Origin of the sequence: Peteryoungia ipomoeae (genome assembly GCF_004912165.1) — a bacterium.
In the GTDB taxonomy this organism is placed as follows: Bacteria; Pseudomonadota; Alphaproteobacteria; order Rhizobiales; family Rhizobiaceae; genus Allorhizobium; species Allorhizobium ipomoeae.
Window position 1 is genome coordinate 128,429 of record NZ_STGV01000001.1, and the last position, 19,143, is coordinate 147,571.

At 59.6% G+C, this 19,143-nt stretch carries 18 protein-coding genes; 6 read left to right on the top strand and 12 right to left on the bottom strand.

All coding sequences use genetic code 11. The features are described from left to right. Positions 1-4: 4 nt before the first annotated feature. Positions 5-265, top strand: a complete 261-nt coding sequence (locus tag FAA97_RS00635) for a DUF2188 domain-containing protein (protein ID WP_136596605.1) — start codon at positions 5-7, stop codon at positions 263-265. 107 nt (positions 266-372) lie between these two features. Here FAA97_RS00635 and FAA97_RS00640 read toward each other — a convergent pair whose 3' ends face one another. From FAA97_RS00640 to trxB, 4 genes are all read right to left on the bottom strand, one after another. Beyond that, the gene (locus FAA97_RS00640; RefSeq protein WP_136596606.1) at positions 373-1,473 is read right to left on the bottom strand and encodes an alkene reductase; all 1,101 of its coding nucleotides are present in this window, start codon (positions 1,471-1,473) and stop codon (positions 373-375) included. 61 nt (positions 1,474-1,534) lie between these two features. After that, positions 1,535-1,828, bottom strand: coding sequence for an ArsR/SmtB family transcription factor (locus FAA97_RS00645; protein ID WP_136596607.1), 294 nt, complete (start codon positions 1,826-1,828; stop codon positions 1,535-1,537). Positions 1,829-2,186: 358 nt separating this feature from the next. Beyond that, positions 2,187-3,083 (bottom strand): LysR family transcriptional regulator VtlR, encoded by an 897-nt coding sequence (locus FAA97_RS00650; RefSeq protein ID WP_136597663.1) that lies wholly within the window; start codon positions 3,081-3,083, stop codon positions 2,187-2,189. Between the two features lie 20 nt (positions 3,084-3,103). Further along, on the bottom strand, positions 3,104-4,081 hold the full coding sequence (gene trxB / locus FAA97_RS00655) for a thioredoxin-disulfide reductase (RefSeq protein ID WP_136596608.1): 978 nt from the start codon (positions 4,079-4,081) through the stop codon (positions 3,104-3,106). Positions 4,082-4,481: 400 nt separating this feature from the next. On the opposite strand from trxB, the gene FAA97_RS00660 reads away from it, so the two are divergent. After that, on the top strand, positions 4,482-5,252 hold the full coding sequence (locus FAA97_RS00660) for an FkbM family methyltransferase (RefSeq protein WP_206109930.1): 771 nt from the start codon (positions 4,482-4,484) through the stop codon (positions 5,250-5,252). Between the two features lie 115 nt (positions 5,253-5,367). Next, positions 5,368-5,835 carry an Lrp/AsnC family transcriptional regulator gene (locus FAA97_RS00665; protein WP_136596610.1) on the top strand — a complete coding sequence of 156 codons (468 nt, stop codon included), beginning with the start codon at positions 5,368-5,370 and terminating at the stop codon, positions 5,833-5,835. A 9-nt stretch (positions 5,836-5,844) separates the two neighbouring features. Here the strand turns inward: FAA97_RS00665 and FAA97_RS00670 are convergent, their stop codons facing one another. Genes FAA97_RS00670 through greA form a run of 3 tightly spaced genes read right to left on the bottom strand, consistent with a single transcriptional unit; the run spans position 5,845 to position 8,392 of the window. Further along, positions 5,845-6,801, bottom strand: a complete 957-nt coding sequence (locus tag FAA97_RS00670; protein WP_136596611.1) for a glycosyltransferase — start codon at positions 6,799-6,801, stop codon at positions 5,845-5,847. 3 nt (positions 6,802-6,804) lie between these two features. After that, positions 6,805-7,893 (bottom strand): glycosyltransferase family 4 protein, encoded by a 1,089-nt coding sequence (locus tag FAA97_RS00675; RefSeq protein WP_136596612.1) that lies wholly within the window; start codon positions 7,891-7,893, stop codon positions 6,805-6,807. Positions 7,894-7,915: 22 nt separating this feature from the next. Next, on the bottom strand, positions 7,916-8,392 hold the full coding sequence (greA, locus tag FAA97_RS00680; RefSeq protein WP_136596613.1) for a transcription elongation factor GreA: 477 nt from the start codon (positions 8,390-8,392) through the stop codon (positions 7,916-7,918). 254 nt (positions 8,393-8,646) lie between these two features. Between greA and FAA97_RS00685 the strand changes: the two genes are divergently transcribed. After that, positions 8,647-9,876, top strand: a complete 1,230-nt coding sequence (locus FAA97_RS00685) for a putative DNA modification/repair radical SAM protein (protein WP_136596614.1) — start codon at positions 8,647-8,649, stop codon at positions 9,874-9,876. Continuing rightward, positions 9,876-11,330: a UdgX family uracil-DNA binding protein gene (locus FAA97_RS00690; RefSeq protein ID WP_136596615.1), complete on the top strand. Its 1,455-nt coding sequence runs from the start codon at positions 9,876-9,878 to the stop codon at positions 11,328-11,330. Before FAA97_RS00685 ends, FAA97_RS00690 begins: the two co-directional genes overlap by 1 nt. Before the next feature lie 9 nt (positions 11,331-11,339). On the opposite strand, the gene FAA97_RS00695 is transcribed toward FAA97_RS00690, so the two are convergent. Beyond that, on the bottom strand, positions 11,340-12,884 hold the full coding sequence (locus FAA97_RS00695) for an MFS transporter (RefSeq protein ID WP_136596616.1): 1,545 nt from the start codon (positions 12,882-12,884) through the stop codon (positions 11,340-11,342). 248 nt (positions 12,885-13,132) lie between these two features. Between FAA97_RS00695 and FAA97_RS00700 the strand changes: the two genes are divergently transcribed. After that, entirely contained in the window at positions 13,133-13,990 is an 858-nt protein-coding gene (locus tag FAA97_RS00700; protein ID WP_136596617.1) for a DMT family transporter, read from the top strand. A gap of 23 nt (positions 13,991-14,013) precedes the next feature. Here the strand turns inward: FAA97_RS00700 and FAA97_RS00705 are convergent, their stop codons facing one another. The 4 genes from FAA97_RS00705 to carB all read right to left on the bottom strand — a co-directional run bounded on the left by FAA97_RS00705 (position 14,014) and on the right by carB (position 18,985). Next, positions 14,014-14,484, bottom strand: coding sequence for an SRPBCC family protein (locus FAA97_RS00705; protein WP_136596618.1), 471 nt, complete (start codon positions 14,482-14,484; stop codon positions 14,014-14,016). A 1-nt stretch (position 14,485) separates the two neighbouring features. Then, positions 14,486-14,926 (bottom strand): SRPBCC domain-containing protein, encoded by a 441-nt coding sequence (locus FAA97_RS00710; protein ID WP_136596619.1) that lies wholly within the window; start codon positions 14,924-14,926, stop codon positions 14,486-14,488. Further along, a complete protein-coding gene (locus FAA97_RS00715; protein WP_136596620.1) occupies positions 14,923-15,276 on the bottom strand; it encodes an ArsR/SmtB family transcription factor in 354 nt (117 codons plus the stop codon). The genes FAA97_RS00710 and FAA97_RS00715 overlap by 4 nt, the downstream gene beginning before the upstream one ends. A 226-nt stretch (positions 15,277-15,502) precedes the next feature. Then, positions 15,503-18,985 carry a carbamoyl-phosphate synthase large subunit gene (carB, locus tag FAA97_RS00720; RefSeq protein ID WP_136596621.1) on the bottom strand — a complete coding sequence of 1,161 codons (3,483 nt, stop codon included), beginning with the start codon at positions 18,983-18,985 and terminating at the stop codon, positions 15,503-15,505. Between the last annotated feature and the right edge of the window lie 158 nt (positions 18,986-19,143).

Sequence of the window (19,143 nt, forward strand, 5' to 3'; positions counted from 1 at the left end):
GACCATGGTGAAAATCACCTACGAAATCGTCCCGCATGATGGTGGCTGGGCCTATCGGCTGGGTGGGGTGTATTCCGAGACCTTTGCCAGCCACGATCAGGCGTTGGAGGCTGCCCGCATCGTCATGGCGGAACAGCAGGTCGGCGATGAATCCGTCACCATCAGTTATCAGGACGAAGCTGGACGCTGGCGTGAGGAATACAGCGACGGCGGCGATCGGCCAGAAGTGGAGATTGTCGATTCGGTTGATCGGCCATCGGACTGACTCTGAGCCTTGGGCGACCTTTTCGGGAGTAGGATGTGCTGACGCTGCATCGGCACGAGCAGAGAGAAGCCCCCACATAGGAGGGCTTCTCGAGGGGCGACTGAAGATCAGTCCAGCGTCGAATAGGTGGTATAACCTTCGGCACCGCCGCCATAAAGCGTCGCCGGGTCTATGTCAGCCCAAGGCGCATCCTTTTCGATGCGATGTACCAGATCCGGGTTGGCGATAAAGGGTCGACCGAAGGCCACCATATCGGCATAGCCGCTTTCGACGGCTTCGATTGCCATGGCGCGATCGTAGCCGTTATTGGCAATCCAGGTGCCATTGCCGCCTGCATTGCGGTAGGCTGCTTTCAGGGCATGCCAATCGAACGGTTCAACGTCGCGTGGGCCGCCAGTCGCACCTTCGACGACATGCACGAAGGCGAGGCCAAGCGGCGCAAGACCCTCTACCAGAGCCGTATAGACACTGGTTGAATCAGAATCCGACACATCGTTGGCTGGCGTCGTGGGAGAGATGCGTATGCCGGTACGGTCTGCGCCGATTTCGGCCGAAACCGCCTGTGCGACTTCGAGTGTTAGGCGAATGCGGTTGGCGACAGAGCCGCCGTAGTCATCGGTGCGCTTGTTGCTGCTGGAGCGCATGAACTGTTCAAGCAGATAGCTGTTTGCCGCGTGGATCTCCACGCCGTCGAAACCAGCGTCGACCGCCGCGCGAGCAGCCTTGCGATAATCCTCGATCAGGGAAGGAATTTCCGACAATTCCAATGCGCGGGGTTCGGATGTTTCAACAAACCCGCCCTTGCCATCATCATTGATGATGTAAGTCTTCGATTTTGCCTGAATGGCCGATGGGGCGACAGGCTTGCCGCCGTCGGGCTGCAGCGAGGTGTGCGAAATGCGGCCAACGTGCCAGAGCTGGGTGACAATCTTGCCGCCGGCTTCGTGGACGGCCTGGGTCACGGCTTTCCAGCCTTCGATCGCTTGCTGCGTGTACAGGCCTGGCACATCGGCGTAGCCCTGCGCCTGATGGGTAATCGCGGTTCCCTCGGAAATGATCAGGCCAGCGGTGGCGCGCTGGCGATAATATTCGGCATTCAGCTGATTGGGAACCGCACCCGGCGAACGATTGCGGGTCAAGGGTGCCATGGCGATGCGGTTGGAAACGGAAATTGCGCCGACAGTGGTCGGTTGAAGCAGTTTAGACATGAAACCTCACGGAATTGCCGATGCGGGAGGGGAGGGGCATCGGGCACTCCCATGTGGGACACTACAGTACGCCGTTCAAGGTCTTCACAAAATCGCTGATCGCATTTTCCTCACGACGATAGAGCACACGTTGGCCAACGCGCTTTGACGAGATCAGGCCCGCGCGTTGCAAGGTTGCCAAATGTGCAGAAACGGCTGACTGAGACAGGCCGGACCGTTCAAACTGTCCTGCGCTCACACCTTCGACGGCTTCTTCCTGGGTGACGTCAAAGAATTCCTCCGGCTTCTTGAGCCAGATCAGAATCTCCATGCGCGCCGGATGTGCCAAGGCTTTCATTATGTCCTCAAGGACCATCTCTTCTCCCTGCCGTGTCTCTCGTCTGCCATTGGGCAGAATGATGAGTGGAACTGCTTCAACACCCGTGAGGTGCCGGTCACGATGAGACGCTGAGTGCAGGCAAATTGTTCCAGGATTTGGGCAAAAAAAAGAGGGCCGCCGGTGTTACCAGGGCCCTTTAAGTGTGAAGGTCAAAAACCTCCAGAGGGGAACAGCTGCTGCGGTGGAACTGGGAGGAAAAAGCCACCATGTGCATCAGCTGTGTGCGATATGATGTTTTCTTGTGCAGCGCGCAATGCTTTTTTATGCATGTCAGGCATGCGCAGTCCGCACATCTGCGACTTTCGTCGTGCATAACGCGATCCGGAATGCCGTTTCAGAAGTTCCAGTTGCGCGCTTTCGCAACGATGAAGTCTCTGAAAGCCTTGAGTTTTGCGGCGTTCTTGATCTCGTCGGGATAGCAGAAATAGGTGTCGAAGGATGGGATCTCCGCGCTGATCGCCAGTTGCAGGAGCCCCGGGTCTCTGCCGACAATATAGTCAGGCAGGCAGGCCACGCCGATGCCGAGGAGGCAGGCGCGCTTGATCGAGGTCAGACTGTTGATCTGCAAATGCGGTTGCCGCGGGTTGTCGGAGGAGCGGCCGGCCACCTCCAGCCAGTTCACATCAAGGAGGTAGTTCGGCGCGGGTTCGCCAAACGTGATGATCTTGTGGTTGTCGAGATCATCGATGGTCTGCGGCTCGCCATAGCGGTTGATGTAGGAGGGGGCCGCATAGACGTGCATGTGCACGGTGAACAGTTTGCGCTGGATGAGGTCGGATTGCTGCGGCTGGCGCAGGCGGATGGCGCAATCGGCATGGCGCATGTTGACGTCGAGTTCCTCATTGTCGAGGATCAGCTGGATCGACATTTCAGGGTAGAGCTGCAGGAACTCCTGCACCTTGTCTGTCAGCCAGCCCTGGCCAAGGCCGACAGTTGTGGTGACGCGCAGCTTGCCCGTGGGCTTTTCCGTCGTCTCCGTCAGCTGCATCTTGACGGTCTGCAGCTTCAGCAGAACGTCGTGCGCGGTGCGATAGAGCAACTCGCCCTGCTCGGTCAGAATGAGGCCGCGGGCGTGGCGGTGAAACAGCTTGACGCCGATGTCCTGCTCCAGCGACGAGACCTGCCGGCTGATGGCCGATTGCGACAGATGCAGCTTGTCGGCAGCATGGGTGAAGGAGCCGGCTTCGGCGGCGGCATGGAATATGCGCAACTTGTCCCAGTCCAGCGGCATTCCGGCTCCTCTGATCATGTTTATTCCGCCGCTTCACGGGTTTCGATGGTATTGGCGGTGATGAAACGCTCGGCTTCAAGCGCTGCCATGCATCCCATGCCGGCGGCTGTAATCGCCTGGCGGAAAACGTCATCGGTCACGTCGCCTGCAGCATAGATGCCCGGCACGTCGGTCGCCGTCGAATCGGGCGCTGTCCACAGGTAGCCATTTTCCTTGAGCTTCAGCTTGCCCTTGAAAAGCTCCACGGCCGGGGCGTGGCCGATGGCGACGAAGACGCCGTCGATCGGCATCTCGGTGATCGCCCCGGTCAGCGCATCCTTGAGTTTAACGCCGCTGACAGAAGGCGGCATCGGCGGCTTGGCCGGAGCGCCCGTGATTTCCTCGACGGTGGTGTTCCAGAGAACGCGGATATTCTCCTTGGCAAAAAGGCGCTCCTGCAAAATCTTTTCCGAGCGGAAGGAATCGCGGCGGTGAACGACGGTCACCGACTTGCAGATATGCGACAGATAAAGCGCTTCTTCGACAGCCGAATTGCCGCCGCCGACAACGATGACGTCCTTGTTGCGATAGAAGAAGCCATCGCAGGTGGCGCAGGCCGAAACGCCAAAGCCCTGGAAATGCTGTTCGCTCTCGATGCCAAGCCACTTGGCCTTGGCGCCCGTGGCGATGATCAGCGTGTCGGCGGTCCATACCTGGCCGCTATCCGTGTTGACGGTGAAGGGGCGGCGGCTCGTGTCGACTTCGGTCACGAGATCGCTGACGATTTCGGCGCCGACATGCTTGGCCTGACCCAACATCTGTTCCATCAGCCAGGGGCCCTGGATGGGATCAGCAAATCCCGGATAGTTTTCAACATCCGTGGTGATCATCAACTGGCCGCCCTGTTCCATGCCGGCGATGAGCACCGGTTTCAGCATGGCGCGGGCCGCATAGATCGCGGCGGTGTAGCCGGCCGGGCCGGAGCCGATAATCAGCACCTTGGTGTGACGGGTGGTCATGTCGTTTCCTTCAATGTCGATGCGCCGATGCCCATTGCCGCGCGCTAATTATCTGGAAGCATTTTATGTTGGTTTCTGTCGTACGTTCAAGGTCGACTCTTGACAGGAACGGGTGCTTTTGGCCTCAGCGGACGGCCTTCCCCAACTCATTGCGCTGTCACCCTTTCCTTGCCTCCCTTGCTCGGTTGCTTTCTTTGGCTGAGGAATTGGTTTAATGCGGCGTGAAGAATCGCGGCGGCTGAGTGCTTGGGGTAGGAACGTGTCAGGATCTGAGATTACATGTTTATTTAAAGAGCGCAGGTCAAGGAAAGATGGGCTAATTCGGCGGCGGGTCCGGAGAGAAGTTGAAAAATATCTTTCGCGGAGAGCTCAGGAAAATCTCGCCACCAATCCAAGGAAGATGGCAGTTTTTGCGCAAGATCTAATTGGTCGAAGCATCAATCTGGATGGTGTTTTTGAGCGCAGAGAACTGGATTTGCTATTCTCATTCTTGGGGCCAGTTTTGAATGACATTGCACCTGGTACCTGCCTGGACGTAGGTGCGAATATTGGTAATCATACCCTGTACTTCTCAAGCCGGTTCGCTAATGTGGTCGCCTTCGAACCCAATCCCGAGGTGTTTCAGCTTCTGTCTTTTAACGTGAGAGGGTTGGAAACCGTTTCAGTCCAGTCTGTTGCTCTCGGTGACGGCAGCCACAAAGCACTCCTCCGTGAGGTTGACGGTAACTTGGGTGCATCCAGCCTCAAACATCAAGGACTTGGGCCCACCGTACCTGTGTCAGTCCGTCGGATGGATGATTTCTCATTTGAGAAGCCGGTGTCTTTCATTAAGATCGATACTGAAGGATTTGAGGCAGAGGTCTTGCGTGGAGCGGATGAAACTCTGAAGACTCATGAACCAATTGTGGTCTTTGAGCAGCTTAAATCTGAATTTAGAGAAGGCTCGACTCCTGCGATACAACTGCTACAGCGCCTGGGTTACAGAATTTGCTGGATTGGTTGGCCTGGACGATCAGGAACCGGTGGTGCGTCGAAACTTGTTGGGAAGCTTATTGGCGCACTTCTTGGCAGGCGGTTCGGTGTCTATTTTGGCGCGACGGTCCCCCCACGTACTCATCCGATGCTGATAGCAGTACCGCAGCGCTTTCAAGCAGCGCTAGGCGTTGCCTAGTTTCTAGACTGAAGACAATAGTCTGAAAAACTGTGTCGACTGAATGAAGTGGTCGCAATTTGTGTGCTTCCATTTTAGGGAAGTGAAAAATGTTGTCGTCCCGGGAGATCGTATTTTGTTGAATATCTCGCTCGACGCCATCGATCTGCGCATTTTGAAAGAATTGCAGCGGGACGGGCGCATGACCAATGTCGAATTGTCCGAGCGCGTCGGCATCTCCGCGCCGCCTTGCCTGAGGCGCGTGCGCAAGCTGGAAGAAGCCGGGGTGATCGAGAGCTATCACGCCGTGCTCAACGCCAACAAGCTGGGCTATGATCTGGTCGCGTTTTGCATGGTCGGCCTCAAGCATCAGTCGGAGAGCAATCTCAAGGCCTTTGCAGCGGCAACCGATAGCTGGCCCATCGTGCGGCAGGCCTGGATGGTCAATGGCGACAGCGATTTTCTGCTCCATTGCGTGGCTGAAAACCTGACCCGCTTCCAGGACTTTGTCATCGAGGTGCTGACGGCAAACGAGCACGTGGACACGGTTCGCACCATGCTGACGATCCGTCAGGTCAAGCGTGTCGGCTTGGTCGAGATTTGATCTGATGTCTCAGTAAGGCGCGAGCGCATCTGCAAGGCGCTTTCGAAATCCAGCATCGATCTCCAGAAAGCGTTGGCGGGCGGCAGTCCCCAGTGCCTGCTTTTGCGCATCCTGCATCACCAAGAGGGCCTCGATTGCCGCTTCCATGGCAGAGAGATCGACAAGATAGTTGGTGCCAAGATGGCGAGGCTCTGTTCTCACATAGGGCACGAGGATGCCGCAGTCGGGCGACACATGCTCGTTCATCGGCGGGCCGTCGGTGGTGACGGTGACCGCGCCGACCGAGAGCGCTTCGACCAGATGATGGCCCCAGCCTTCCGATCGGGAGGGGCAGAGATGGATGCCGCACCTGTTTTGCAAATGTTTCAGGTCCGCATCGTCTATGTAACCGCTGACGACGCGGATATTCGCGATGCCTGCTGCCTTGGGATGCGGATCGCGCTGCACGAGGACCAGTTCCGGCCATTCCGGATGGCGTGACCAGAGATCGATCACGTCTTCCGTACCCTTCAAGGTGCTGCCTCCAGCGAGGTGAAAGAAACGGCTCCAATCCTTTTCGACATTCGCGTCGAGGCGATCCTCTGACGTAAAGCCGATGTAACAGGTGGGGACGCCGAGTTCTCGAAAGATGTCCTCTGCATGGCGGCTCTTGGCGAGCACGAGGTCTATGGCCTTCAATCGTCCGATATGGCGGCGGGGGAAGCGTTCCTGGTTCGGGCAGAGGAGGTTGAATGTGGTTGCCCCATACCAGCGGGGAAAGGCGCGTTCGATATGGATGATCGTCTTGGCGTGTTTGCGCCCGAGGAGCCAATCGAGAAGGCTGCGGTCACGGATGTTTTTGCTCGCCACGCATTCCGACCGGCCAATCGAGGCAAGGGCGTCGATCAGCAGCGCGGTGTCGCGCGTCAGTCCGAAGTTGTTGTCTTTGTTGACGATGAGAATATCGAGATGCTGGTTCGCCGCCATGGCTTAGCCGTTTCCCTGCGTCACGGTCGCGTGGGGAGAGGGGGGCGTGGTGCTAAGCAGTCTGGCATAGACATCGCTGAGTTGATCGGCTTCGCGTGACAAGCCAAAGGTCGCTTCGACATGCTGTCGTCCCTTGCGGCCCGCCTCGATTGCCTTTTGTGGATTGAGGAAGGCGGCGATGGCATCGCGAAGCCTGATATAATTGCCGGCCGGTACCACAGCGCCGGTTTCGTTTTCGATGATCATCTCCGCATAGGCGCCTGCATCGCTTGCGACAACGGCAGTGCCAGAGGCCATGGCTTCGAGCGGTGTAAGGCCAAAGCCTTCGTTGCGCGAGGGGGCGACGTAAAGTGTCAGGCGACGGTACCAGGGCTTGATGTCATCGACTTCGCCCAGAAAGCGAATGCGCTCCTTCAAGCCCGCGGCAGCGATCTCTGCCTTGAGCTGATCGGCAAAGCCGGAATGCTCCGGTGTTACGCGGCCAGAGATGACGGCCATCCAGTCAGGATGATCCGGCAGAAGCTCGATCATGGCCTTTACGAAGAGATCAGTGCCCTTCTGATGGCGAACCCGACCGAAGCAACCAACGATGTGGCGGCCCTTCAGATCGGCGGGCATGGCTGCATCGACCTCTCCCGATGGATGAAACAGGTCAAGATCGACGCCGTGGCGGATGACGGTATGCGGAACCTGGAGGAAGGAGCCGGACTTGGCGTTCGTCGCAACGACTGCGTCCATCCTGGAGATCAGCCAGCGGGTATAGCGGCTGTGATGGCGTTGTGCTGCGGAGGTGAAGAGCAGTTTCAGCGGCATGCGTAGGATGTCGCGCAGAACGAGCCCTGCCAGCATCTCGTTGTTGCGTCTCGCGTGCCAGACCCTGTTGCCGCCGGACTTCGGTCGTTTCCAAAGCCCTGGCAGCTGGCTCCAGCGCATCTTCGGCAAATGGGGTGGCAGGCCAGGCCCCAGCGTCAGGATGCCAAGACCCTGACGCCGTTGTTCCGGAATGAGTTGAATGACGGTCGATGTTACGCCGGACAAGCGCCGCTTGAAATGCGGCGAAATCACCGTGATGTCGTCGAGCGGTTGTGCCACTGGGCAATCTTTCCGGTCTGGGTCAGCCCCAGTTCACCGCGAGGATTTCATAGGCCTTGGAGCCGCCCGGCGCTACAACTTCGATATTGTCGCCGACTTCCTTGCCGATCAGCGCGCGGGCAATCGGGGACGAGATCGAGATCCGGCCCGCCTTGACGTCGGCTTCCTGGTCGCCAACGATCTGGTAGGTCTTTTCTTCTTCCGTATCCTCATCGACGAGCTTGACGGTGGCACCGAACTTGATCTTCGAGCCCGACATCTTGGTGAGGTCGATGACTTCGGCGCGTGCGATCAAATCTTCCAGTTCGCCAACACGGCCTTCGTTGTGGCTCTGCGCTTCCTTAGCGGCGTGATACTCGGCATTTTCCGAAAGATCGCCATGGGCACGGGCTTCGGCAATCGCCTCGATGATCCGCGGACGCTCCTCCTGCTGACGCCAGCGCAGCTCCTCGCTGAGCTTGTCGAAGCCGTTCTGCGTCATCGGTACCTTGTATACCATTTCCTCATCCTTCGTCTTCTTGTCCGCCAGGCGGGCACAAAAGAAAACAGGTTCCGTAGCAAAGCTGCGGAACCAGTCACAAATCACGTTGGTCGAGACTATAGCAGAATGGTCGGCAAAATTTCCAGACTTTTCGACGCGCAGTTTTCGTCGGCAAGAAAATTCAGCAAAGTCATAGGGATGGTCGCGCCGGAGGCGGATTGTCGCAGGCGGTGAGCTTGACGAATGTCATTAGAACATATAGGGAACATGCTATGAAGAAGTCCCTTAAAGAGCGCTTGGCCATTCTCTCCGATGCAGCGAAATATGACGCGTCCTGCGCGTCGAGCGGGACAACCAAACGCGATTCTTCCGCATCAGGCGGATTGGGGTCGACGGAAGGTTCCGGCATCTGTCACGCCTATGCGCCGGACGGGCGCTGCATTTCGCTTCTGAAGATCCTGCTGACCAATTTCTGCATTTACGATTGCGCCTATTGCATCAATCGCTCGTCCAGCAATGTCGAGCGGGCGCGCTTTACCCCGGATGAGGTGGTGTGGCTGACAACCGAGTTCTATCGGCGCAATTATATCGAGGGCTTGTTCCTGTCCTCGGGCATCATCAAGTCCTCGGATGATACGATGGCGGAGATGGTCAAGATCGCGCGGGACTTGAGGACGAAACACGATTTTCGCGGCTACATCCACCTGAAGACGATTCCTGAGGCATCCGCGCACCTCGTGGAGGAGGCAGGGCTCTATGCCGACCGATTGTCGATCAACATCGAACTGCCGACCGATCAGGGGCTCGAGCGGTATGCACCCGAGAAGCGGCCGATCAATATTCGCCGCTCGATGGCCGATCTCAGGCTGAAGATCGACGAGGCCCGCGAGCCGACTCTGACCGGGCGCCGGAAGAATTTTGTGCCTGGCGGGCAGAGCACGCAGATGATTGTTGGCGCGGATGGTGCAAGCGATGCAACGATTCTCTGCTCAAGTGCCCGGCTTTACAGTTCTTATGGATTGAAACGGGTCTATTATTCCGCCTTCAGCCCGATTCCGGACAGTTCGCGGAACTTGCCGCTGATCAAGCCTCCCCTGATGCGCGAGCACCGGCTTTATCAGGCCGATTGGCTCTATCGCTTTTATGGCTTCTCGGTCGACGAGATTGCCTCGATCGGGGAGGGCGGAATGCTCGATCTGGAGCTTGATCCGAAGCTCGCCTGGGCGCTGGCCAATCGCGACCGCTTTCCCGTCGACGTAAACAAGGCGGACCGGGAGACCTTGCTGCGGGTTCCGGGCTTTGGCACGAAGACCGTCAATGGGCTGCTTTCTGCTCGCCGGCATCGCCGCGTGCGGCTTGAAGATCTGTCTCGGCTGGGTGTTTCCCTCAAAAAGGTGCGGTCCTTCATTGTGGCTGAAGGCTGGTCGCCCAATCGCAGTCTTGATCGCTCGGATCTGCGATCTGTCTTCGCTCCACCAGCCGAACAGTTGTCGCTTTTTTGATGCGGACGGTGACGCTCGAGGGGCGAGGCGGTCTTGGGGAGTGGCGCGATGCTGCACGGCTGCTGCTTGCCGGTGCGGTGCCGCCGCATGAGGTGCGCTGGCAATTGAAAGGGCAGGGGGATGACCTGTTTGCTTCCGCCGAGCCAGCGTCAGAGTCTTGCCTGCAGTCGGATATTGTGGTGCCCAAGGGTTTCATCGAGGCGGCGGAGGCGGCGATCTGCCATTCCGATCCGGATCGCTTTGCGCTCCTTTACCGGGTTCTCTGGCGGTTGCAGGAAGAGCGCAATCTGTTGCAGGTCACCTCCGATCCTGATGTCTCCCACCTCGTGAAGCTCATCAAGAATGTCAGGCGCGATAGTCACAAGATGAAGGCCTTTGTGCGGTTTCGCGAGGTCGAGGCAGGGCAGGAAGGAAGGCGACGCTTCGTTGCCTGGTTTGAACCCGAACATTTCATCGTTGCGCGTACCGCCGGCTTCTTTCAGCGCCGTTTTACCGACATGGACTGGCTGATCGCAACGCCCAAGGGGTCAGCCGCCTGGAATGGACGGGAACTTAAGACCTATGGTGAGCCCGCCGCCCGACCTGATGCCGAGGACGAGACCGACGAGCTGTGGCGCACCTATTTTGCCAATATCTTTAACCCGGCGCGGGTGAAGATAAGAGCAATGCAGTCGGAGATGCCGAAGAAATACTGGAAGAACATGCCAGAGGCCTCGCTCATTCCCGACCTGATCGCAGGGGCCGAGAAGCGGGTCGCAGAGATGGCGGCGCGCCAGGCAAGTCAGCCGCCGGCCTTTCATGAGCGGCTGCAGGCGCAGTGGCGCGGGCGAGAGGAAGAGGCGGCGGACGGTCTGCCGCCGCTTGAACGGTTGCGGCAGGAGGCCGCACGCTGCACCCGGTGTCCGCTGTATTGCCACGCAACGCAGACTGTTTTTGGCGAGGGGCCGGATCAGGCGGCGATCATGTTTGTCGGGGAACAGCCCGGTGATACCGAGGATCTGGCCGGTCGGCCTTTTATCGGTCCCGCGGGCCAAGTGTTTGACGAGGCTGTCACCGGTGCGGGGATTGAGCGGGAGCAGGTCTATGTGACGAATGCGGTGAAGCACTTCAAATATGAGAAACGCGGCAAGCGGCGCATTCACATGCGGCCCGATGCTGGCGAGGTTGCTCATTGCCGCTGGTGGGTGGCGCAGGAGATCGAGATTGTGCGGCCAAGGATCGTGGTGGCGCTCGGTGCGACCGCCTATCTGTCGCTGACCGGCGAAAGCCGGCCAATCGCTGAAGTGCGCGGCATGCCGATCCCGATGCAGGAGGGGCGTATGTTGCTCGTCACCACGCACCCATCGGCGATACTGCGGATGCCTGATGCCGAGCTTAAGGCGCGAAGTCTTGCGGCCTTTCGTTCAGACCTTTTGGGCGTCAAACGGCTTCACGACACGCTTTCGCTGTCTTGATCGCCCGCTTCAATGGGCGCCGATGCGGCTCTCATCGAGTTCGGTCCTGGCGTAGACACGTGCCGCTATGGCGGCAAGCAGCAGAAGCGTCACGGTTGCGAGCGCACAGCAGAGCGCAAATCCACCGGCATAGCTGGACTTTGCGAGCGCGATCCAGGGCGCGGCCTCATTGTGGGTGGTGCGCGCAACCTCCAAAGCTGTGCCGAGCGCGGCGGTCACCCCGTCCCGGTCCGTAGCCGAAAGTCCGGTCAGGTCTGCATTTGTCATGCCGAAGCGGTAAAACAGGGTTCCCAGGCTGCCGAGCACTGCGACACCCAGCGCACCGCCAAACTCGGCGCTGGTTTCTGAAATGGCGGAGGCGGAGCCTGCGCGCTCGGGCGGCGCGGTGCCGACGATCAGGCCCGTCGTCGTCAGGATAACGGGCACAAAGCCCAAACCCATGACCATGCTGGCGCCGAGGACACCGACAAGGCTCGAATGCCAGGCGGCAATCGCCATCAGGCCGGTGCCGAGCGCATTGACGACAAGGCCGAGCAGCACCGTTTTCACGGGGCCAAGTCTGTTCGTCACGCGCCAGGCCTGGAACGACATGACGGTAAAGACCAGTGAGGAGGGGATGGACCAGATGGCTGCTTCAAGTGGGGTGAGGCCAATGACAAGCTGCAGGTAGAGGTTTTGAAACAGGAAGATTCCGAAGATGAAGAAGACGCCGGCAAGATTGACCATCAGCGAGGCGGTGAAAGCCGGGATCCTGAACAGTGCAAGATCGATCATCGGGTGCTTGAGCACCTTCTGGCGCCTGACGAACATGACGCCGACGGCAAAGCCGAAGAGGATCGGCAACAGCTGGGAGACCTCGAAGCCTTCAGCCGCCATTTTCTTGAAACCGTAGACGATGGGCAACACGGCGAGGAGCGAGAGCGCGACACTCAAAAGATCCAAGCGCCCGGCGTTTTCGTCCTTGTACTCCGGCAGAAGGAAGGGCGCGCTTGCCAGAAGTGCCGCCATGATCGGCACATTGATCAGGAAGACCGATCCCCAATGGAAGTACTGCAAGAGCAGTCCACCGATCAGCGGACCAACCAGGCCGCCGAGAGCAAAGGCCGTGCCCCAGATGCTGATGGCGCGATTACGCTCGCTCTCGTCACGGAAAAGATTGACGACCAGAGAGAGGGTGGACGGAGCGATTGTGGCGCCGGCAATGCCGAGAAGGGCGCGGGCGACGATCAGCATGGAGGCGGTGTTGGCGAAAGCAGCGAAGACCGAGGCCGCACCGAAGAAGAATGCGCCGATCAGGAGGACCTTGCGCCGGCCGATCCGGTCGCCGAGCGTGCCCATTGTGACGAGAAAACCCGCGACCATGAAGCCGTAGATGTCATTGATCCATAGAAGTTGAGTGGCCGAGGGGTCGAGATCAGCGACAATCGCCGGCATGGCGAGGAAGAGGACTGAAAGATCCATCGAATAGATCAGGCAAGCGATGGAGAGGATCAGCAATCCGATCCATTCGCGGCGCGTGGCCTTTGCGGCTGCAATCTCTGCGCTGGCAGTCATCAGGGGGCCTCTCGGTTTTGACGGCGGCAGAGTGCCGTAGCGGACTGCTTTCGACAAATGTCAAATTTTGATGGATTGCGGGTTGCTCCATGGTCGCCCGGTGATGCGTTCCGGGGCACGCTGCCGGAAACGCCGTGCGGCATAGTTCTCCGGTCAACTTGCGCCGATCACCTTGCCAAGGCTTGAGCGCTCGAGTCTAACGGGAGGCGGTTCTGCGCAATGGGATAGCTGCGGAGCGGAGGGGCGCCATGCAATCAAACATCATTCTGACGGCCGTTGCCATGCTCGCCTTTGCCGCGAATTCTCTCTTGGCACGCGAGGCCTTGGGGACGGCCGCGATCGGAGCCGCCGGGTACACGGCAGTCAGGATCATCTCGGGTGCTATCGTGCTTTATGGTCTTACGCGGCGCGGGCGGGGCATCTCGCGCTCATTGCGACCAAACTTGCCGGGAGACTGGTTGGCGGCGGCGGCTCACTTCGTTTATGCCATCGCCTTCTCCGCGGCCTATCTGTCGTTGGGAGCCGCGACCGGCGCTCTGATTCTGTTTTCCTCCGTGCAGGCGAGCATGTTGACCTTCGGATTTCTCAAGGGAGATCGTCCGAGCGGGCGTGAAGCGATCGGCTTTGCAATTGCCTTTGCTGCCTTTGTCTATCTCATCCTGCCCGGCGCCGGACGGCCGGATCCGGTTGGATGTCTGCTTATGGTCGCGTCCGGCATCGCCTGGGCGGTCTATACGATGCGTGGTCGCGGATCGACGGATGCGACCGGCCAGACCGCGGGCAATTTTATCCGCGCTTCGGTTTTGTGCCTGCCGCTTGCCGTTTTTGCACTTGGCTTTGAGGCCGGCACGGCGGCGGGTGTCGTGCTCGCGCTGGCCTCGGGCATTGTCGCATCGGGTCTCGGCTATGCCGTCTGGTACACGGCCTTGCGCGGGCTCACGACGTTCCAGGCGGCTCTGATCCAGCTCTCGGTTCCGGTCATCGCGGCGCTTGGCGCTATTCTGTTCCTGAATGAGCGCCTGACGCTGCATTTTGTGCTGGCGAGTGCCTTTGTCATCGGCGGTATTGCCTTCGCCATACTGGCAAAACACAAGCGTCAGGCCTGAGCCTTGATTGCCGTCCACCGGCCTCAACTTGAAGCGTGGACTTCTGCGACATAGGCACCAAGACGAGCCAGCGTCTGCTTGCCGCCATCCACAGCGCCAAATTTGAGGGTGGCGTTCCGGGCATCCTCGGTCGGGAAAATGAGGGTGAGGGTCACGCGGGTGCGATCGCCTTCGGCGTCAAGAGTGATGACGCCGTCGAAATGCGCCGGCTCGTCCATTTCGCCCCCATGCTCGTAGGCGATGCGTGTGGGAGGGGTGATGGTGTGGTAGCGGATCCAGTTCGGCCAGTCCTTGCCGTCAGGTCCGTGCATCGTATAGCGCCAGAGGCCGCCGACCTTGAACTCCATCTCGTGGGTTTCGTTCTGGAAGCCATCCGGTCCCCACCACGCATCAAGGTGGCGGGCATCGGAAAACATAACGAAGACAAGGTCGATCGGTGCGTCGACCAGTCGGTCGAATTCGAGGATGCGGGCAGGATCCTGCGCGATATTCATGTCATTGATCTCCTGTTTGAAGAACCTGGTCCAGACGATCGAGGTTCTGTTCGTTGGCGGCGTGAATGAATTTCTCTAGTTCGCGGTTTTCATCGGTGGGATCGAACTGCATGCACCAGCGAAGGTTTGTGCCCTCATCGACGCTTTCGAACGTCATCTCCAGCGTGAAGACATGCATCGGTTCGTGGTGAAGGGCGACAAGACGGTGCTCCGGTTCGATGGCCTGAAAGGTCCAGCGGTTGGCAAAATCGGTTCCGTCCGACGAGGTCATGGTGATCAGCCAGTCGCCGCCCTCGCGAAAATCAAAGGCGTCGATGCGATTGGTGAAGCCGTGTGGGCCCCACCAGCGCTCAAGCGTTTTTGGGTCGGCAACGGCGTTGAAAACCTGCCCACGGTCCGCCCTGATTAGTCGCTCGTTTGTTATTTCCAGCTTCTCGCTCATGGTGTGTTGTTTCCTTTCTCACCTCGGTCTTTCTGGATTTCGGCCAGATAGGTCTCCAGGCGATCCAGCCTGTTTTCCCAAAGCATGCGATAATCATCGAGCCAGCCATCAACAGCTTGCAGGGGCTCGGGCTCAAGCCGGCAGGGCCGCCATTGCGCGCTGCGGCCGCGCGAGATCAGCTTGGCTTTTTCCAGTACCTTCAAATGTTTCGAGACTGCCGGCAGGCTCATGTCGAAAGGGGCCGCGAGTTCGTTGACGGTCGCTTCGCCGCGGGAAAGGCGCGCCAAAATGGCGCGGCGCGTCGGATCGGCGAGGGCCGAAAGCGTGAGGGATAGCGGATCAGTGTCCATAATTAGCCACTCAGTTAATTAACCTGAGGGGTAAATAAAGGTCCGATCGAGTTCTGTCAACCCGTGCCCCGACTCAGGACTTAAGCTTCGTCGAGAAACGTGGTTGGCTGGATATATTGCTGATCAGGAGTTGGTTAAACGCAAGATCGCCGCATCCGGGAATGCGGCGATCCTGTGGTTCAAAAGTTGTCTCAAGCCGCTTACAGAGCGGCTGAAGCGTGCCGCCTCAGAAGTAGCTCTGCAGCGGGCGCACTTCGAGCTGGCCGCCCTTCAAGGCGCGGATGGCTTCGGCAGCGGCAAGTGCGCCTGCCATGGTCGTGTAGTAGGGGACCTTCTGCATAAGCGCAGCGCGGCGCAGGGACTTGGAGTCCGAGATCGCCTTGTTGCCGTCCGTCGTGTTGATCACGAGCTGAACCTGACGGTTGCGGATCGCATCTTCGATATGCGGACGGCCTTCCAGCACCTTGTTGATCTTGATCGCGTCGATGCCGTTTTCGGCGAGGAAGCGCTGCGTGCCACCTGTCGCCATGACCCGGAAGCCGATCTCCGACAGGATCAGGATCGCTGGCAGGACGCGGGACTTGTCCTCGTCCCGCACCGAAACAAAGACCGTACCGTCGCGCGGCAGTTCAACCGAGGCACCGAGCTGGCTCTTGGCGAAGGCGAGCGCGAAATCGGTATCAAGGCCGATGACCTCACCGGTTGAGCGCATTTCCGGGCCAAGCAGCGTATCGACACCGGGGAAGCGGGCAAACGGGAACACCGCTTCCTTGACAGCGATGTGCTTGAGGTTGCGCGGATCCGGCTTCTCGCCATAGGCGGCGATCGCGGCGTCAAGCTTTTCGCCGGTCATGATACGGGCGGCGATCTTGGCGATCGGCGCGCCGATGGTCTTGGCGACGAAGGGCACCGTGCGCGAGGCGCGCGGGTTGACTTCGAGAACGTAGATCACATCGTCCTTGATGGCATACTGCACGTTCATCAGGCCGCCGACATTCAGCGCCTTGGCCATGGCGGCCGTCTGGCGTTCCAGCTCGTCCAGCATCTCCTTCGACAGCGAGCGCGACGGCAGCGAGCAGGCCGAGTCACCCGAATGGATGCCGGCTTCCTCGATGTGCTCCATGATGCCGGAAACGAAGACAGTCTCGCCGTCGCAAAGCGCGTCGACGTCGACTTCGATGGCGTTGGTCAGGTAGCTGTCGAAGAGCAGCGGGTTCTTGCCGAGCAGCGTGTTGATCTGGCCCGTCTTGTCGTTCGGGTAACGCTGCTTGATGTCTTCGGGTACGAGGCCAGGCACGGTGTCGAGCAGGTACGTCTGGAGCTGACCTTCCGAATGGATGATCTGCATGGCGCGGCCACCCAGAACGTAGGAGGGGCGCACAACCAGCGGGAAGCCGATTTCGGTTGCGACCAGGCGGGCCTGCTCGACGGAATAGGCGATACCATTGTTCGGCTGGGTCAGGTCGAGCTTCATCAGAAGCTTCTGGAAGCGGTCGCGGTCTTCGGCCAGATCGATCATGTCGGGCGCTGTGCCGAGGATCGGGATGCCGTTCTTTTCGAGCGCTTCGGCGAGCTTCAGCGGGGTCTGGCCGCCGAACTGGACGATGACACCGACGACTTCGCCCTTCTCCTGCTCTGCGCGCAGGATCTCGATCACGTCTTCAGCCGTCAGCGGCTCGAAATAGAGGCGGTCGGAGGTGTCGTAGTCGGTCGAGACGGTTTCCGGGTTGCAGTTGACCATGATCGCTTCGAAGCCGGCATCCTTCAGCGCGAAGGCGGCATGGCAGCAGCAGTAGTCGAACTCGATGCCCTGGCCGATCCGGTTCGGTCCGCCGCCGAGGATGACCACCTTCTTGCGGTCGGAGACCTGGGCTTCCGAGCGGAGCGCGCCGGCGAAGGGTGTTTCATAGGTCGAATACATGTAGGCCGTAGGCGAAGCGAATTCTGCAGCGCAGGTGTCGATGCGCTTGAAGACCGGACGCACGCCGAGGCCGTTGCGCAGCTCAGCCACTTCCTTCGGGCGCTTGCCGGACAGCGAGGCGAGGCGGGCGTCGGAGAAGCCCATGGCCTTCAGCATGCGCAGGTTTTCGGCATCCTCCGGCAAGCCGTGCTCGCGGATACGGGCTTCCATGTCGGTGATCGCCTTGAACTGGGCGATGAACCACGGGTCGATCTTGCAGCCTTCGTGAACTTCTTCCGGCGACATGCCGAGGCGCAGCGCCTGGGCAACCATGCGCAGACGGTCCGGCGTCGGCGTGCCGATGGCGGCGCGGATGGCGTTCTTGTCGTCGCCCTGGCCAATGCCGGGGATCTCGATCTCGTCGAGGCCGGTGAGGCCGGTTTCAAGACCGCGCAGCGCCTTCTGCAGGCTCTCGGCAAAGGTGCGGCCGATCGCCATGACTTCGCCGACCGACTTCATCGCCGTGGTCAGAGTCGGCTCGGCGCCCGGGAATTTTTCAAAGGCAAAGCGCGGGATCTTGGTGACGACGTAGTCGATCGACGGCTCGAAGGAGGCGGGGGTCGCACCGCCGGTGATGTCGTTGTCGAGTTCGTCGAGCGTGTAGCCGACGGCAAGCTTGGCCGCAACCTTGGCGATCGGGAAGCCGGTGGCCTTCGAGGCAAGCGCGGAAGAGCGCGAGACGCGCGGGTTCATTTCGATGACGACGAGGCGGCCATCCTTCGGGTTAACGGCGAACTGGACGTTCGAGCCGCCGGTTTCAACGCCGATCTCGCGGAGAACCGCGATCGAGGCGTTGCGCATGATCTGGTATTCCTTGTCGGTCAGCGTCAGGGCCGGCGCGACGGTGATCGAGTCACCCGTGTGCACGCCCATCGGGTCGATGTTCTCGATGGAGCAGATGATGATGCAGTTGTCCGCCTTGTCGCGGACGACCTCCATTTCATACTCCTTCCAGCCGAGGACCGATTCTTCGATCAGGACTTCCGTGGTCGGCGAAGCGTCGAGGCCGGAATTGATGATCTCGAAGAATTCCGAGCGGTTATAGGCAATGCCGCCGCCGGTGCCGCCCATGGTGAAGGACGGGCGGATGATGGCGGGAAGGCCGACGACGTCGATCGCCTGAGCGGCAATCGCCATGGCATGAGCCATGTAGCGCTGCTTGCGATCGGTTTCGCCGAGGTTCCACTGGTTTTCCAGTTCGTCCAGCGCCTTGTCGAGCTCCGGACCGGAGAGTTTCGCGCGCAGTTCGGCGCGGGCAGCCTCATGCGTCTTGCGATCGGCGTCCTTGATCTCGGTGGCATTGGCCAGCATCGACTTCGGCGTTTCCAAGCCGATCTTCGCCATGGCTTCGCGGAAGAGCGCGCGGTCTTCGGCCTTGTCGATGGCTGCCGGCTTTGCGCCAATCATCTCGACATTGTAGCGATCCAGAACGCCCATGCGCTTCAGCGAGAGTGCCGTGTTGAGCGCCGTCTGGCCGCCCATGGTCGGCAGCAGCGCATCCGGGCGCTCCTTGGCGATGATCTTGGCGACAACCTCGGGCGTGATCGGCTCGACGTACGTTGCGTCGGCGAGGCCCGGATCGGTCATGATCGTCGCCGGGTTGGAATTGACCAGGATGACCCGGTAACCCTCTTCCTTCAGCGCCTTGACGGCCTGGGTGCCCGAATAGTCGAATTCACATGCCTGACCGATGACAATCGGCCCCGCGCCGATGATGAGGATGGACTTGATGTCTTGGCGCTTGGGCATGGCTCTATCCGTTCTTTGACCTGCGCGAAAAGCCGGCCTGGGTGAGGGAGGTTCACCGGCCGGGCGCAGAGAGATGGTCTTTTCAGGCTAGAAGCGGCTTATAGGGAAATGTTCTGGAGGAAGGAACCCCATAATTGCAGCCTCTGACAGGAAAGTTG

Coding starts and splice junctions, on each gene's coding strand:
- FAA97_RS00635 (WP_136596605.1), top strand. CDS start 5: ATGGTGAAAATCACCTACGAAATCGTCCCGCATGATGGTGGCTGGGCC.
- FAA97_RS00640 (WP_136596606.1), bottom strand. CDS start 1,473: ATGTCTAAACTGCTTCAACCGACCACTGTCGGCGCAATTTCCGTTTCC.
- FAA97_RS00645 (WP_136596607.1), bottom strand. CDS start 1,828: ATGGTCCTTGAGGACATAATGAAAGCCTTGGCACATCCGGCGCGCATG.
- FAA97_RS00650 (WP_136597663.1), bottom strand. CDS start 3,083: ATGCCGCTGGACTGGGACAAGTTGCGCATATTCCATGCCGCCGCCGAA.
- trxB (WP_136596608.1), bottom strand. CDS start 4,081: ATGACCACCCGTCACACCAAGGTGCTGATTATCGGCTCCGGCCCGGCC.
- FAA97_RS00660 (WP_206109930.1), top strand. CDS start 4,482: ATGGCAGTTTTTGCGCAAGATCTAATTGGTCGAAGCATCAATCTGGAT.
- FAA97_RS00670 (WP_136596611.1), bottom strand. CDS start 6,801: ATGGCGGCGAACCAGCATCTCGATATTCTCATCGTCAACAAAGACAAC.
- greA (WP_136596613.1), bottom strand. CDS start 8,392: ATGGTATACAAGGTACCGATGACGCAGAACGGCTTCGACAAGCTCAGC.
- FAA97_RS00685 (WP_136596614.1), top strand. CDS start 8,647: ATGAAGAAGTCCCTTAAAGAGCGCTTGGCCATTCTCTCCGATGCAGCG.
- FAA97_RS00690 (WP_136596615.1), top strand. CDS start 9,876: ATGCGGACGGTGACGCTCGAGGGGCGAGGCGGTCTTGGGGAGTGGCGC.
- FAA97_RS00695 (WP_136596616.1), bottom strand. CDS start 12,884: ATGACTGCCAGCGCAGAGATTGCAGCCGCAAAGGCCACGCGCCGCGAA.
- FAA97_RS00700 (WP_136596617.1), top strand. CDS start 13,133: ATGCAATCAAACATCATTCTGACGGCCGTTGCCATGCTCGCCTTTGCC.
- FAA97_RS00705 (WP_136596618.1), bottom strand. CDS start 14,484: ATGAATATCGCGCAGGATCCTGCCCGCATCCTCGAATTCGACCGACTG.
- FAA97_RS00710 (WP_136596619.1), bottom strand. CDS start 14,926: ATGAGCGAGAAGCTGGAAATAACAAACGAGCGACTAATCAGGGCGGAC.
- FAA97_RS00715 (WP_136596620.1), bottom strand. CDS start 15,276: ATGGACACTGATCCGCTATCCCTCACGCTTTCGGCCCTCGCCGATCCG.
- carB (WP_136596621.1), bottom strand. CDS start 18,985: ATGCCCAAGCGCCAAGACATCAAGTCCATCCTCATCATCGGCGCGGGG.